This is a genomic window from Stenotrophomonas sp. SbOxS2, assembly GCF_013416715.1.
Classification (GTDB): Bacteria; Pseudomonadota; Gammaproteobacteria; order Xanthomonadales; family Xanthomonadaceae; genus Stenotrophomonas; species Stenotrophomonas lactitubi.
On record NZ_JAAVXD010000003.1, the window covers coordinates 317,673 to 329,982 of the forward strand.

The 12,310-nt window shown below is 65.9% G+C and carries 14 protein-coding genes and 2 tRNA genes; 8 read left to right on the forward strand and 8 right to left on the reverse strand.

Features of this window, described 5'->3' with window-relative positions; all coding sequences use genetic code 11:
• Positions 1-142: 142 nt before the first annotated feature.
• Together HFK18_RS06605 and crp are read right to left on the reverse strand one after the other, a co-directional pair.
• The gene (locus tag HFK18_RS06605; protein ID WP_180165232.1) at positions 143-904 is read right to left on the reverse strand and encodes a sulfite exporter TauE/SafE family protein; all 762 of its coding nucleotides are present in this window, start codon (positions 902-904) and stop codon (positions 143-145) included.
• Between the two features lie 139 nt (positions 905-1,043).
• On the reverse strand, positions 1,044-1,733 hold the full coding sequence (gene crp / locus HFK18_RS06610) for a cAMP-activated global transcriptional regulator CRP (RefSeq protein ID WP_089238148.1): 690 nt from the start codon (positions 1,731-1,733) through the stop codon (positions 1,044-1,046).
• A gap of 150 nt (positions 1,734-1,883) precedes the next feature.
• On the opposite strand from crp, the gene speD reads away from it, so the two are divergent.
• Together speD and sugE are read left to right on the forward strand one after the other, a co-directional pair.
• Positions 1,884-2,678: an adenosylmethionine decarboxylase gene (gene speD / locus HFK18_RS06615; protein WP_025874620.1), complete on the forward strand. Its 795-nt coding sequence runs from the start codon at positions 1,884-1,886 to the stop codon at positions 2,676-2,678.
• Positions 2,679-2,844: 166 nt separating this feature from the next.
• Positions 2,845-3,165, forward strand: a complete 321-nt coding sequence (gene sugE, locus HFK18_RS06620) for a quaternary ammonium compound efflux SMR transporter SugE (protein ID WP_025874621.1) — start codon at positions 2,845-2,847, stop codon at positions 3,163-3,165.
• A gap of 95 nt (positions 3,166-3,260) precedes the next feature.
• On the opposite strand, the gene coq7 is transcribed toward sugE, so the two are convergent.
• Positions 3,261-3,905: a 2-polyprenyl-3-methyl-6-methoxy-1,4-benzoquinone monooxygenase gene (gene coq7, locus HFK18_RS06625; protein WP_180165234.1), complete on the reverse strand. Its 645-nt coding sequence runs from the start codon at positions 3,903-3,905 to the stop codon at positions 3,261-3,263.
• Between the two features lie 196 nt (positions 3,906-4,101).
• On the opposite strand from coq7, the gene rplM reads away from it, so the two are divergent.
• On the forward strand, positions 4,102-4,530 hold the full coding sequence (gene rplM, locus HFK18_RS06630) for a 50S ribosomal protein L13 (protein ID WP_025874623.1): 429 nt from the start codon (positions 4,102-4,104) through the stop codon (positions 4,528-4,530).
• A gap of 2 nt (positions 4,531-4,532) precedes the next feature.
• A complete protein-coding gene (rpsI, locus tag HFK18_RS06635) occupies positions 4,533-4,925 on the forward strand; it encodes a 30S ribosomal protein S9 (RefSeq protein WP_005411311.1) in 393 nt (130 codons plus the stop codon).
• Positions 4,926-5,207: 282 nt separating this feature from the next.
• On the opposite strand, the gene HFK18_RS06640 is transcribed toward rpsI, so the two are convergent.
• Positions 5,208-5,281 (reverse strand) — tRNA-Gln (locus tag HFK18_RS06640).
• Between the two features lie 58 nt (positions 5,282-5,339).
• A tRNA-Met gene (locus HFK18_RS06645) sits at positions 5,340-5,416 on the reverse strand.
• Between the two features lie 121 nt (positions 5,417-5,537).
• Here HFK18_RS06645 and HFK18_RS06650 point away from each other — a divergent pair.
• The 4 genes from HFK18_RS06650 (at position 5,538) to bfr (ending at position 7,416) form a co-directional block, all read left to right on the forward strand.
• Positions 5,538-6,161: an RNA pyrophosphohydrolase gene (locus HFK18_RS06650; protein ID WP_025874624.1), complete on the forward strand. Its 624-nt coding sequence runs from the start codon at positions 5,538-5,540 to the stop codon at positions 6,159-6,161.
• Positions 6,158-6,460, forward strand: a complete 303-nt coding sequence (locus HFK18_RS06655; protein WP_257216084.1) for a hypothetical protein — start codon at positions 6,158-6,160, stop codon at positions 6,458-6,460. Before HFK18_RS06650 ends, HFK18_RS06655 begins: the two co-directional genes overlap by 4 nt.
• A gap of 135 nt (positions 6,461-6,595) precedes the next feature.
• The gene (locus HFK18_RS06660; RefSeq protein ID WP_089237360.1) at positions 6,596-6,805 is read left to right on the forward strand and encodes a bacterioferritin-associated ferredoxin; all 210 of its coding nucleotides are present in this window, start codon (positions 6,596-6,598) and stop codon (positions 6,803-6,805) included.
• Between the two features lie 140 nt (positions 6,806-6,945).
• On the forward strand, positions 6,946-7,416 hold the full coding sequence (gene bfr / locus HFK18_RS06665) for a bacterioferritin (protein ID WP_025874625.1): 471 nt from the start codon (positions 6,946-6,948) through the stop codon (positions 7,414-7,416).
• Position 7,417: 1 nt separating this feature from the next.
• On the opposite strand, the gene HFK18_RS06670 is transcribed toward bfr, so the two are convergent.
• The 3 genes from HFK18_RS06670 to HFK18_RS06680 are packed head-to-tail and all read right to left on the reverse strand — an operon-like array spanning position 7,418 to position 12,183.
• Entirely contained in the window at positions 7,418-9,622 is a 2,205-nt protein-coding gene (locus tag HFK18_RS06670; protein ID WP_180165236.1) for a hybrid sensor histidine kinase/response regulator, read from the reverse strand.
• Positions 9,623-11,521, reverse strand: a complete 1,899-nt coding sequence (locus HFK18_RS06675) for an EAL domain-containing protein (RefSeq protein ID WP_180165238.1) — start codon at positions 11,519-11,521, stop codon at positions 9,623-9,625. It abuts the gene before it with no gap.
• Between the two features lie 44 nt (positions 11,522-11,565).
• The gene (locus tag HFK18_RS06680) at positions 11,566-12,183 is read right to left on the reverse strand and encodes a DUF4126 domain-containing protein (RefSeq protein ID WP_100553815.1); all 618 of its coding nucleotides are present in this window, start codon (positions 12,181-12,183) and stop codon (positions 11,566-11,568) included.
• Positions 12,184-12,310: the final 127 nt, after the last annotated feature.

Sequence of the window (12,310 nt, forward strand, 5' to 3'; positions counted from 1 at the left end):
GCCGGGCGTGGGGCAAGGACCCGGTAGTGCCGGGCGCTGGCCGGCAACCGTGCACGCGCTTCCGCAGGCCATGAGGTTGCCGGCCAGCGGCCGGCACTACCGCATCCCACGCGGGTAGCGCCGGGCCATGCCCGGCGAGCGCTCAGCGGTACAGATACCCGAACAGCGCATGGCCCACCTGGAACAGGCTGATGCCCAGCACCAGCACGCCCACTGCGACCAGTACCCAGCGTTCCTTCACCCGCTTCACCAGCACCGCCGCCACCGGCGCGGCCATCATGCCGCCGATCAGCAGGCCGGCGACGATCTGCAGGTGCTGCATGCCCATCGACAGCAGGAACGTGGCCGAAATGGTCAAGGTGACCACGAACTCGGCCGCGTTGACGGTGCCGATCGTGGTCCTGGCCTGACCGCCGCGGGCCAGCAGGGTGGAGGTGGCCACCGGGCCCCAGCCGCCGCCGCCGCTGGCATCGAGCAGGCCGGCGAAGAAACCCAGCACCGGCACCCGGCGGATCTCGCCCTTGGGCATCCAGCGGCCGGCCGCGCGGGCCAGGATGATGATGGCCAGCACCAGCAGGTACAGGTAGATCAGCGGGCGGATCAGGTCGCCAGGGACCTGTGTCAGCACGTACGCGCCGAGTGCACCGCCCAGTGCGCCGGGCAGGGCGAGGCGGAAGAACAGGCGTTTGTCGACATTGCCGGCGACCAGATGCGACACACCGGAGGCCCCGGTGGTGAACACTTCAGCGGTATGCACGCTGGCGCTGACCTGTGCGGGAGGCAGCCCCATGCTGAGCAGCACTGATGAAGAAACCAGTCCGAATGCCATGCCCAGCGCGCCATCAACCAGCTGTGCGCCGAGGCCGATGAGGATGAACCACCAGAATTCGCTGCTCAGCTCCATGGATCGAGCCTAGCGGATGCGGGTGTGCGCGACATGCGATGGCGTGTCGCACTTACGACGATCCGCCGGGCGTGACCCAGCGCTACCGTGGTGGAGACCTTGGGGTAGCGCCGGGCCATGCCCGGCGGACATCTGTCGATCAACGGGTGCCGTACAGCACCACGGTCTTGCCGCGGGCGTGCAGCAGGCCATCGGTCTGCAGCTTCTTCAGCACCCGGCCGGCCATTTCGCGCGAGCAGCCGACCAGACGGGCCAGTTCCTGGCGTGAGACGCGCAGCTGGCTGCCCTGCGGGTGCGTCATCGACTCCGGCTCCTGCGCCAGATCGTGCAGGGTGCGCACGATACGGTCGGTGACATCCAGGAAGGCCAGACGGCTGGCCTTGCGGCTGGTGTCCAGCAGGCGCTTGGAGATCTGCTGGCCCAGCGCGTACAGCAGGCGCGGGGCATCGGCCGACAGCGGGCCGAGGAACAGTTGATGCAGCCGCTCGTAGCTGATTTCGGCCAGCTCACAGGCAGTCCGGGTGCGCAGGATCACCTCGCGGCGGTCCGACTCCACGAACAGGCCCATCTCGCCGACGAACTCGCCGGCGCCGAAATAGCCCAGCACCAGCTCACGGTCCTCCTCCTCCTCGGCCATGATCGAAACCGAGCCGCTGATGACGTAATACAGAGTGCCAGCCGGGTCACCGGGTCGGAAGACGTCGGTACGGGTGGGATAGCGCCGCCTGTGGCTGTGGGCCAGAAAGCGGTCGATTGTTGCGATGTCCAAGGCCAATGGGCTGCTAGCTAGGCGCACGGTTGACACGATAGGGGCGCTCCCTCTGCGCATGAACGGATTCACGGGGTCGATAGCGGAGCTTAACCAGCGCAATTGTTAAGGGCAAACAGTGTGCCAGAAGCTGAGCGTCTTCACGTTCCCCCTGGAGACACTTATGCCGCATAATTCACCCTTTCCCTTCTTACACAGGAATCGACCGCCGTGGTCAAGCCGTTGCCTCGCCTGAGGTTGCAGGGTTTCAACAACCTCACCAAGGCGCTGAGCTTCAACATCTATGACGTGTGTTACGCGCGCACCGAAGAGGAGCGTCAGCGTTACATTGAATACATCGATGAAGAGTACAACGCCGACAGGCTTACTCAAATCTTGACCGATGTCGCTGAGATCATCGGCGCCAACATCCTCAACGTGGCGCGCCAGGATTACGATCCGCAGGGTGCCTCGGTGACGATCCTGATCTCCGAAGAGCCGGTGATCGACAAGAAGCAGGCCGGCAAGGAGTTGATTTCCGATGCCGTGGTCGCGCACATGGACAAGTCGCACATCACCGTGCACACCTATCCGGAAACGCACCCGCAGGAAGGCATTGCCACCTTCCGCGCCGATATCGACGTGGCTACCTGCGGCGTCATTTCGCCGTTGAAGGCACTGAACTACCTGATCGAGAGCCTGGAATCGGACATCGTGATCATGGACTACCGTGTCCGTGGCTTCACGCGTGATGTGAAGGGCAAGAAGCACTACATCGATCACAAGATCAACTCGATCCAGAACTTCCTGGCCAAGAACATCAAGTCGCGTTACGAGATGTTCGACGTCAACGTCTACCAGGAAAACATCTTCCACACGAAGATGCACCTGAAGGACTTCGACCTGGACCAGTACCTGTTCGAGGAGAAGGCCAAGAACATCTCGTTCAAGGAACGCATGAAGATCGAGGCGCTGCTGCGTCGTGAGATCGAAGAGCTGTTCCACGGCCGCAACCTGGCTGAGTGACCCATGCGCGATGCCGTCAGGCATCGCCACCCAGGCGGGACGCCCCGCCCCGTGGAGCCTGCGCTTGGCGCAATCTTCAGTTCCACGGCGATGTACCGACCTACGGCCCGGTGTGAAAACACCGGGCCGTTTCGTTTTTCTCAAAAAAGGTAAGGAGCCCCCACCCATGCCCTGGATCTATCTGCTGCTGGCCGGTCTGTTCGAGATCGGATTCGCCCTTGGAATGAAGTACTCCGAAGGTTTCAGCAAACCCGTGCCGACTGCCCTGACGGTGGTGTCGGCCCTGATCAGCCTGTACCTGATGAGCCAGGCGATGAAGAACATTCCGGTCGGCACGGCCTATGCGATCTGGACCGGCATCGGCGCCATGGGCGTGACGGTGCTGGGCATCTATCTGTTCAACGACAGCGCCTCGCCGGCACGCCTGGCCTGCGTGGGCCTGATCGTGGCCGGCGTGATTGGCCTGAAGCTGGTGTCACCCAACTGAAAGGTGGCCCGACCAACGGTCGGGCCCCACCGTGTGGTTGGGTCGGCCCCCACCGTGTGCTTTGGTAGGCCCCCACCGTTGGTGGGGGCGCCGCCTCAAATGCGGTAGGCAATGCTCTTCATCACCCTCGAGGCCAACGCCATCGCGCCGGGAATCGGGAACGGCAGGCGGCGGGCGCCGGCCTGCTCGGCGTGCTCGGCATGCCGGGCCTCGTCTTCCTTCATCACCCGGATGACCGCGCGGCTGCGCAGGTCGCCGGCCGGCAGGTCGACCAGGTGTTCGTCCAGATGGGCTTCCACCTGGCGCTCGGTCTCGACCACGAAACCCAGGTTCCAGCCATCGCCACGCAGCCCGGCCAGGGTGCCGATGGTGTAGCTGCCGGCGTACCAGAGCGGATTGAACAGGCTCGGGCGGCTGTCCAGCTCGCCCAGGCGGGTGGCGCACCACGCCAGGTGATCGGTCTCTTCCTGGGCCGCTTCCAGCAGATGCTCGCGGGTCGCCGGATCGCGCGCCACCGCGGCCTGGCCGAAGTACAGGCCCTGGGCGCAGACTTCACCGACATGGTTGATCCGCATCAGCCCGGCCGCGTGGCGCCGCTGCGCGCTGTCCATGCCGGGCTCGCTGGTGTCCGTGGCCGGATAAGGGCGGCTGGCCGGCGGGTTGCCGAACACCGTGTCCAGGGCGCGCTGCGCCTCGGTCAGCAGATGGTCCAGCGGGGTGGTCTGGCGAAGCACGGTCATGGCGGCACGGCGTGAAGCGGGGGAGGCCCGATTCTCGCCCGGCCCCGGTTCCCTGCCAACCCGGGGCTGGAGCCGGCTTGCACCCGCCAGCCAAGCTGCGTACAATGCCGCCCCTTACGCTCCACCTTTCACAACGCGTGGCAGAGTTCCGGCGAGTCCTTCGCCGCAATGAGCCCGACCTAACCAAGAGTTCTTCATGAGCACTTTCACTGCCAAGAACGAGACCGTCCAGCGCGACTGGTACCTCGTCGACGCCGAGGGCAAGACCCTGGGCCGTCTCTGCACCGAGCTGGCCCGCCGTCTGCGTGGCAAGCACAAGCCGGTCTACACCCCGCACGTTGATACCGGCGACTACCTGGTCGTCATCAATGCAGAAAAGATTGTCGTCACCGGCAAGAAGCTGCAGGACAAGATGTATCACCGTTTCACCGGTTACATCGGCAACCTGAAGACCGAATCCCTCGCCCAGGCGCTTGAGCGCCACCCGGAGCGCGTGATCGAGACCGCCGTCAAGGGCATGCTGCCGAAGGGCACGCTGGGTCGCCAGATGTACCGCAAGCTCAAGGTCTACGCCGGCACTGAGCATCCGCACGCCGCACAGCAGCCGCAGGTTCTGGATATCTAATCATGGCTATCACTCAAAACTACGGCACTGGCCGCCGCAAGTCCTCCACCGCTCGCGTGTTCCTGCGCAAGGGTTCGGGCAACATCACCGTCAATGGCCGTCCGCTGGACGAGTTCTTCGGCCGTGAGACCGCTCGCATGATCGTGCGCCAGCCGCTCGAGCTGACCAAGAACACCGAGAGCTTCGACATCCTGGTCACCGCCGCTGGCGGCGGCACCACCGGCCAGGCCGGTGCGATCCGTCTGGGCATCGCCCGTGCTCTGGTCGAGTACGACGAAACCCTGAAGTCCGAGCTGCGCAAGGCCGGCTTCATGACCCGCGACGCCCGCGAAGTCGAACGTAAGAAGGTCGGTCTGCACAAGGCCCGCCGCGCCACCCAGTTCTCCAAGCGCTGATCTGCCGCGCCTGGTTGGGCTCCTTCGGGAGCCCGCTGGTTGGAAAAGCAAAAGCCCGGCTTCGGCCGGGCTTTTGTCGTTCTGGGGGTGTGCATTTCGAGGTTGCCGGCCAGTGGCCGGCACTCCCCGTGGTTCCGCATACCCGACCCCGGAGTTCTGTCTGGAGGAGAGCCCCCTTGATGTTCAAGGGGGTGCGCCGACAGGCGCGGGGATAAGGTGGAATGCGTGACCAAATTAAACGCAAAAGGCCAGATCGAAAGATCTGGCCTTTTGCGTTTAATTTGGCTGCCCCTGATGGATTCGAACCACCGATGCCTGAGTCAGAGTCAGGTGCCTTACCGCTTGGCTAAGGGGCAATGTAACGTGTAACTATTTTCTCACTCTTCACGCTGAAAAACAACTTGATTTTCAGTGTGGTGGCTATGGGTGGACTCGAACCACCGACCCCAGCATTATGAGTGCTGTGCTCTAACCGGCTGAGCTACATAGCCTTGGTGAGCCCGCTATTCTGCTGATGTGTACAAGGACTGTCAACACCTTTGTATCGAGCTTGTGGCCCGACAGACGGCATGGGATAGTCCCAACCAGTAGATTTTCTTAGGAGTCCGCATCGTGATCGATCCGGACGGCTATCGACCGAACGTCGGCATCGTGCTGATGCGGCAGGATGGGCAGGTGTTCTGGGCACGACGTGTGCGCCGGGATGGCTGGCAGTTCCCGCAGGGTGGCATGAACACCGACGAGACGCCTGTCGAGGCCATGTATCGTGAACTGCAGGAAGAGACCGGGCTGTTGCCGGAGCACGTTGAAGTGCTTGGGGCGACACCGGGCTGGCTGCGTTACAAGCTGCCGGCGCGTGCCATCCGCCGCAATGAACGCCAGGTCTGCATCGGCCAGAAGCAGGTCTGGTTCCTGCTGCGCCTGACCGGTGACGAGGCGCACGTCAGCCTGGACCATACCGACTCGCCCGAGTTCGATCATTGGCGCTGGGTCGACTTCTGGTACCCGGTGGAGCATGTGGTGGTGTTCAAGCGTGGCGTCTATGCGCGCGCCCTGCGGCATCTGGCGCCGTTGGCCCAGGGGGTGGCGGGGCAGGGCATCAGTGCCATGCCCAAGAGCGCTGCCGAGGCCTGGATGCCAGGCCACGCCGCCGGCCATGACAGGCCCAGGAAGCGCACACCCATGCGCGGCGGGTACTGGCCGCGGAAAGCCAAGGGTGAACCGGGGGCGGTTTGACGCGCAGGCTGCGCAACGAGCAGGTCGATCGGTCGCAACGCAGCGCTGCCGGCTATTTCCGGCAAGGACTGGTTGTCCGCCTGGCAAGCCTCCCCTGGCTGTTGTTGAGCGTGGTGGTCCTCGGCGACCTCGCATGGATGCCGCTTGCGCTGGGGGCGTGCCTCGCCTTCGCGACCTGTGCAGGTGCGCTGTTGCTGGCGGACCACCTGCTGCGGATGAGAGCGGCAGGCGGGGGCGTGCAGTGGCTGATCGTCTTCTTCAGTGCACCGGTGCTGGCGCTAGGGCTGCTGCGTCTGTAGCCCCCTCATCGCGGGCGGGTTCGGCGGGACGCTGAACCGTATCGAGAATGGTTCAGGTCTCTGATTGACAACCATTCTCGTTTCCATTGGAATAGCGACCAGGCCGCTACTGGCCTGCTGCCCTGGTTCCCGCCCGTGTACGTCTGCATCTGCAACGGTGTTACCGACCACCAGATCCGCGAAGCCGCCAGCCATGGCGTCACGTCGGTGGCCGAGCTGACCATGCGCACCGGATGCGGCGCGACCTGCGGTTCCTGCCTGGACATGGCCGGCGATCTGCTGGCCAAGGCACGTGCCACCCACGATCTGCCGTTGCCGGTACTGGGTCTGGCGCAGGTCGCCTGAGTCGTCTCGCAGCGCGTTGACGCCGCGCTCTCCTGATCTTCATTGCTGGCCGCACTGGCCAATGCGCACGATTCGCGTTCCTTCACGCGCGCGCGCAAGGCGTTACAGTGCCCGCGATTTCAGCGTGCAGGAGCATCCCCATGAAGGGCGACACCAAGGTCATCGAATTCCTCAACAAGGTCCTCTACAACGAGCTGACCGCGATCAACCAGTACTTCCTGCACGCCAAGATGCTGAAGAACTGGGGCATCAAGGAACTGGCCGAACACGAGTACAAGGAATCGATCGAGGAGATGAAGCATGCCGACATGCTCGCCGATCGCATCCTGTTCCTCGAAGGCCTGCCGAACTTCCAGGCGCTGGGCAAGCTGCGCATCGGTGAGAACCCGACCGAGATCCTGCAGTGCGATCTGTCGCTGGAACGCGACGGCGTGGTCACGCTGCGCGAGGCCGTGGCCTACGCCGATTCGGTCGGCGACTACGTCAGCCGCCAGCTGTTCGTGAAGATCCTCGACTCCGAGGAAGAGCACATCGACTGGCTGGAAACCCAGCTGGAGCTGATCGAGCGCATCGGTGAGCCGAAGTACCTGCTGAGCAAGCTCGAAGAGTGATTCAGCGGGCCTGGCCGGCGAGATAGCCGGTCAGCGCCACGCGTGCGCGGGCGAACTCCGCCACCAGCAGCGCTACTGCCACGGCAGGGCGCTGCAGGCTGCCACTGCGGGCTTCGTGTTCGATCCGCCGCGCCACTGCTGACAGCGACAGCGCACCGACGTTGGCACTGGAGGATTTCAGGCTGTGCGACAGCGCCTGCAGGCGTTCGATGTCGTTGCCCTGCGCGGCCTGCTGCAACTGCTGCACCAACTGCGGTGCGTCTTCCAGGAATACCGTCACGATCTGCGCAGCGGCATCGCCGATCACCGCGTGCAGCTCATCCAGCACGCTGCGATCAAGCACCGGCTGTGGAATCGGGATCGAGCGTGCTCGTTCATCGCGCGGGCCTTCGCCGTCGGGCGCGCTCGGCGCTGCGGGCAATTGCACAGGTTCCGGCAGCGCTGCATGTGCGCGATCCGCGGATGCCCGGCCCCAACGTTGCAGCAACGCATGCAGCGCCTCCCGCGCGATCGGCTTGGACAGATAGTCGTCCATGCCTGCCTGCAGGCAGCGTTCGCGATCACCCGCCATGGCATTCGCAGTCATCGCGATGATCGGCAGCCGCGTGCCCCCCGCATCGGCTTCTTCCTCGCGCCAGCGCTGTGTTGCGCCGTAGCCGTCGAGCACCGGCATCTGGCAGTCCATCAGCACGACGTCGATTCCACCTTCGCGCAACAGTGCGAGGGCCTGCTCGCCGTCGGCGGCGTTGCGCACCTGGCACTGGAAGACCCGCAGCAGGTGCTCGGCCACCATCCGGTTGACCGTATTGTCCTCGACCAGCAGGACACGCAGATCCAATGACGGCAGCGTGGCGGCCGGCTGTGCGTCTTCGGCGTTGGCCAGCAGCGCTGCCGGACGCGCGATGGCGGTTGGCTGCGCCAGCAGCGCGTGCAGGGCGGCATCGTTGAATGTGCTGTGCAGCTGCTGCTGGCGCGGTCGCAGCGTGACCGGATCGTCCTGCAGCCACAGTACCTGCAGCGTGTCGTCGGCACCGCGCTCGGCCAGGGCCCGCTGCAGGGCCGCCTCGCCATTGCGGCGTTGGCGCGCGTCGATCAGCAGCCATGCCGGCGTGCTCTGGCCCGGACGTGGCGCTGCGCGCAGGCGTTCCATTGCCTCATCGATGCTGGCCAGCAGCTGTACCTGCAGGCCGTGGTGCGCGGCGATGCGTTCGACGCGTAGCTGCAGCTGCGCATCGGCGGTGTACAGCAGCAGCGCTGCCGGCGAGCGTGCCAGCGCCGGCAGATCGCCGGGGACCTTCAGCAGCGGTATTTCGAACCAGAAGGTTGCACCCTGTCCCGGGGTGGACCGCACGCCGATGTCGCCATGCATCAGGTCGGTGATGCGCTTGCAGATGGCCAGGCCCAGGCCGGTGCCACCGTAGATGCGGGTGGTGGACGCGTCGGCCTGGCTGAAGGACTGGAACAGCCGCGCCTGCTGGGCCTCATCGATGCCGATGCCGGTGTCGACCACTTCGAAACGCAGCTGGTGCTGGGCGGGGCCTTCGCCCAGCCGCTGCACGCGCAGCTGCACCTGGCCACGTGCGGTGAACTTGATGGCATTGGCCAGCAGGTTGCCCAGTACCTGGCGCAGGCGCACCGGGTCGCCGCGTACCGGCAGGCGCACGGCCGGATCCAGTTGCAGGCTCAGCGTCAGGCCCTTGGCTTCGGCGGCGCGCTGCAGCAGCTGCACCACGCCGTCGAGCAGCTCGCGCAGGTTGAAGCTGGTGATCTCCAGTTCCAGTGCCTGCGCTTCCAGTCGCGAGTAATCGAGGATGTCATCGACGATGCGCAGCAGCTGCTGCGAGCTGGCCGAGGCAGTGGCCAGCATCTGCCGCTGGTCCTCGCCGAGTGGACCACGGGCGATCAGCTCCAGCATCGGCAGGATGCCGTTGAGCGGCGTGCGGATCTCATGGCTCATGGTGGCCAGGAACTCGCCCTTGGCCAGCACCGCCGCTTCGGCCGCCTGCTTGGCCTGCAGCAGCTGATGTTCCAGCTGGCCCTGGCGCTCGGTGGTGCGCCGCAGCTGGTCGCGCTCGCTGATCAGGGTGATGCGGTCGCGCTGCAGTGCCGCCAGCGCGTGACTGCGCGAACGCAATCGCAGGCCCAGTACCAGCAGGGCGATGATGGCCAAGGCCAGCACCGCCAGCAGCGCGACCGTCGATGACACTCAGAGCACCGCGTTGTGGAAGTCGAAGTTCAGGTCGCTGCCGGCCGACTGCACCATGTTGCCCTGGATGTAATCGACACCACCGACCCACATCGCGGCCGCTGCCTGCGGATCCTCGATCTGCTGGCCGATGATCTGCAGGCCGGCGGCATGCGCCTGCTCGATCGATCGGCGCAGTTCTTCGCGCGTATCCGGGTTGGAGTGGCTGCTGGAAAAGCGTGCGGCCATGCGCACGAACGACAGCGGCAGCTGGGTGAGCAGGGCCAGGGCTTCGCTGCCCGGTTCGAACTGGCTCAGGCAGAAGCGCACGCCGACGCTGGCCATGCGCTGGCAGAACTGCTGCAACGGCACGGTGTGGATCAGCGCATCGGGCAGGCGCACGTCGATCACCAGCGCGCTGCCGGGCAGGCGGCGTTGCTGCAGCGATTCCAGCAGCCAGTCGGCGAAGGCATCGCGCTGCAGGGTACGCAGCGACTGCGAAACGAACAGGTTCAGCGGTTGGGTGGCATGGCGATACAGGTCGAGCAGGCCCATCGCATGCTCCAGCACCTGCTGGTCGAGGTCGGCGATGCGGCCGGCAGCTTCGGCCGCCGGAATCACCTGGCCGGCGGTCAGCACGCTGCCATCGGCCCGGCGCAGGCGCAGCAGCAGCTGGTACTGCGCGCTGCTGCCGCCGGCGACGGCGACGATCGGCTGGTAAGCGAGCTCCAGCTGGCCTTCCAGCAGCGCCAGGTGCTCCTGCTCGGTCGTCACCTGGCGGTGCACGTGGCCCGCCACACCGGCGCTGAGCAGGCGTGCCTGCAGGGTGGTGCGTTCGACCGCTTCCAGGGCGCTGCTGGCATCGTCGAAACCCGGCGACAGCGGCGCGTAGCCGACCACACCACGCAGGTGCACCGATTCGTCGTCGCGGATCACGAAGGCGCGCGCGGACAGCTGCTCGCGCAGGGTGCCGGCAATCGCTTCCAGGCTCTCCTCATCGGTGTTGCGTGCCAGCAGCAGGAAGCTGTTGTCGTTCAGGCGCGCCAACAGGTGCGGATGGCCAGCTTCGGCAAGGCGTTGCCCGGCCTGCACCATCAGCCGCTCGAAGGCCGCGTAGCCGTAGCGCTCGCGCAGGCCCAGCGCGCTGGAGATTTCCACGAAGAACACGCCACCGCGTTCGTGCTGGGCAAGCGTTGCGTTGAGCTGCTGCAGCACGTGGTGGCGCGTGGGCAGCCCGGTTTCCGGGTTGCTGGTCGCCGGTGCGCCGTTGGCACCCGGCAGGGTTGCGGCCTGCGCGCGTGCGCGGCGGATACGGTTGGCCACCGCGGCGATCAGGTGGCGCGGCCGGATCGGCTTGCTCAGGTAATCGTCGGCGCCGCAGTCGAGCACTTCGAACTGGCGCTCCGGGTCCGGATCGCCGCTGAGGAATACGATCGGCAGCAGCTGCATGCCGGGCTGCTGGCGGATCATCGCGGTCAGCCGCATGCCATCCAGCCCGGGCAGGTGCAGATCCATCAGGATCAGGTCCGGGCGCTGTTCGCGGATGGCCTGCTGCACGCCATCGGCGTCGCCGAGCACGATCGCCTGCATGCCGGCGCCATGCAGCACGCTCTGCGCGAACAGCGCCTGGGCACGGTCGTCTTCGACGATCAGCACGCGGTAGGGCGAGTCGGCGTCGACAGGCGCCATGTCACTGTTGCCCGCCTCTGGCAGTGCTGCGGCGGAGGGCAGCGGCGGCGGAGCAGCCAGTCGGGTACCGTCGCTGGGTGCTGACGAGGCCGGCATCTGCACGGTCGCTGACGGCGGTGCCTCGGCAGGCGTGGCCGCAGCCAAGGGGGCGGCCCAACGTTGCCAATGATCGGCCGGAGGGGTTTCAGCGCGTCCCGGGCGGGGGCCCGTGGCGGATTCGTTTGCGGCCATCGATGCTCCTGGTGTTCGCGGCCATTATGCGACAAGCCCGCCGATCAGCCGGTACCGGGTTGCCGTTGTCCGTCGTCGCTGCCGCCACGTGCCAACCAGCGCACGCTTTTCCACAGGGTGCGCCAGACCAGCCAGACCAGCAATGCACCGGCCAGGCTGCAGGCCAGCACCACCACCAGTGCGATCCATGGATGCGCCAGCGCGAGCGCCAGCCCGCCGATCACCACGGTATCTTCGGCCGCCGAGGCGACCCAGTTGCTGGCCGGCTCCGGCGATGTGTTGAGCAGGGCGCGGGTGCCGGCCTTCAGGCCGTGGCTGGCCAGTGCAACGCCCGCGCCGGCCACCAGTGCACCGGTGCCCAGATCGCCATCGGGCGACAATGTCGCTGCTGCGAGGAAGGCACCGGCGGGTACGCGCGCCAGGGTCTGCACCAGGTCCCAGGCTGAATCGACGCCGGGAATCTTGTCCGCGAAGAATTCGGCGATGGCCAGCACCGCCGACGTGCCCAGCACCCACCACGATTCGGTGGCCTGCAGTGCCGGTGGGAGGTCGACCCAGCCGAGCAGGCCGGCAATGCCGACGCCGAATACGGTGAGGTAGACGCGGATGCCGGCCAGCCAGGCCAGCAGGATGCCGATCACGAACAGGTGGGCTTCGGTCATGGCGGGCTCCGGCGGCGGAACTGTGCGGGGTGCCACACTATCGACGATGGAGTGGCTGAATGCCACCGCTCGGTGCCGGCCGGCAAGGGGGAAACCTGCCGTTCCTGTCATACACTAGCCCGTCGTT

Coding starts and splice junctions, on each gene's coding strand:
- HFK18_RS06605 (WP_180165232.1), bottom strand. CDS start 904: ATGGAGCTGAGCAGCGAATTCTGGTGGTTCATCCTCATCGGCCTCGGC.
- crp (WP_089238148.1), bottom strand. CDS start 1,733: ATGCGCAGAGGGAGCGCCCCTATCGTGTCAACCGTGCGCCTAGCTAGC.
- sugE (WP_025874621.1), top strand. CDS start 2,845: ATGCCCTGGATCTATCTGCTGCTGGCCGGTCTGTTCGAGATCGGATTC.
- coq7 (WP_180165234.1), bottom strand. CDS start 3,905: ATGACCGTGCTTCGCCAGACCACCCCGCTGGACCATCTGCTGACCGAG.
- rplM (WP_025874623.1), top strand. CDS start 4,102: ATGAGCACTTTCACTGCCAAGAACGAGACCGTCCAGCGCGACTGGTAC.
- rpsI (WP_005411311.1), top strand. CDS start 4,533: ATGGCTATCACTCAAAACTACGGCACTGGCCGCCGCAAGTCCTCCACC.
- bfr (WP_025874625.1), top strand. CDS start 6,946: ATGAAGGGCGACACCAAGGTCATCGAATTCCTCAACAAGGTCCTCTAC.
- HFK18_RS06675 (WP_180165238.1), bottom strand. CDS start 11,521: ATGGCCGCAAACGAATCCGCCACGGGCCCCCGCCCGGGACGCGCTGAA.
- HFK18_RS06680 (WP_100553815.1), bottom strand. CDS start 12,183: ATGACCGAAGCCCACCTGTTCGTGATCGGCATCCTGCTGGCCTGGCTG.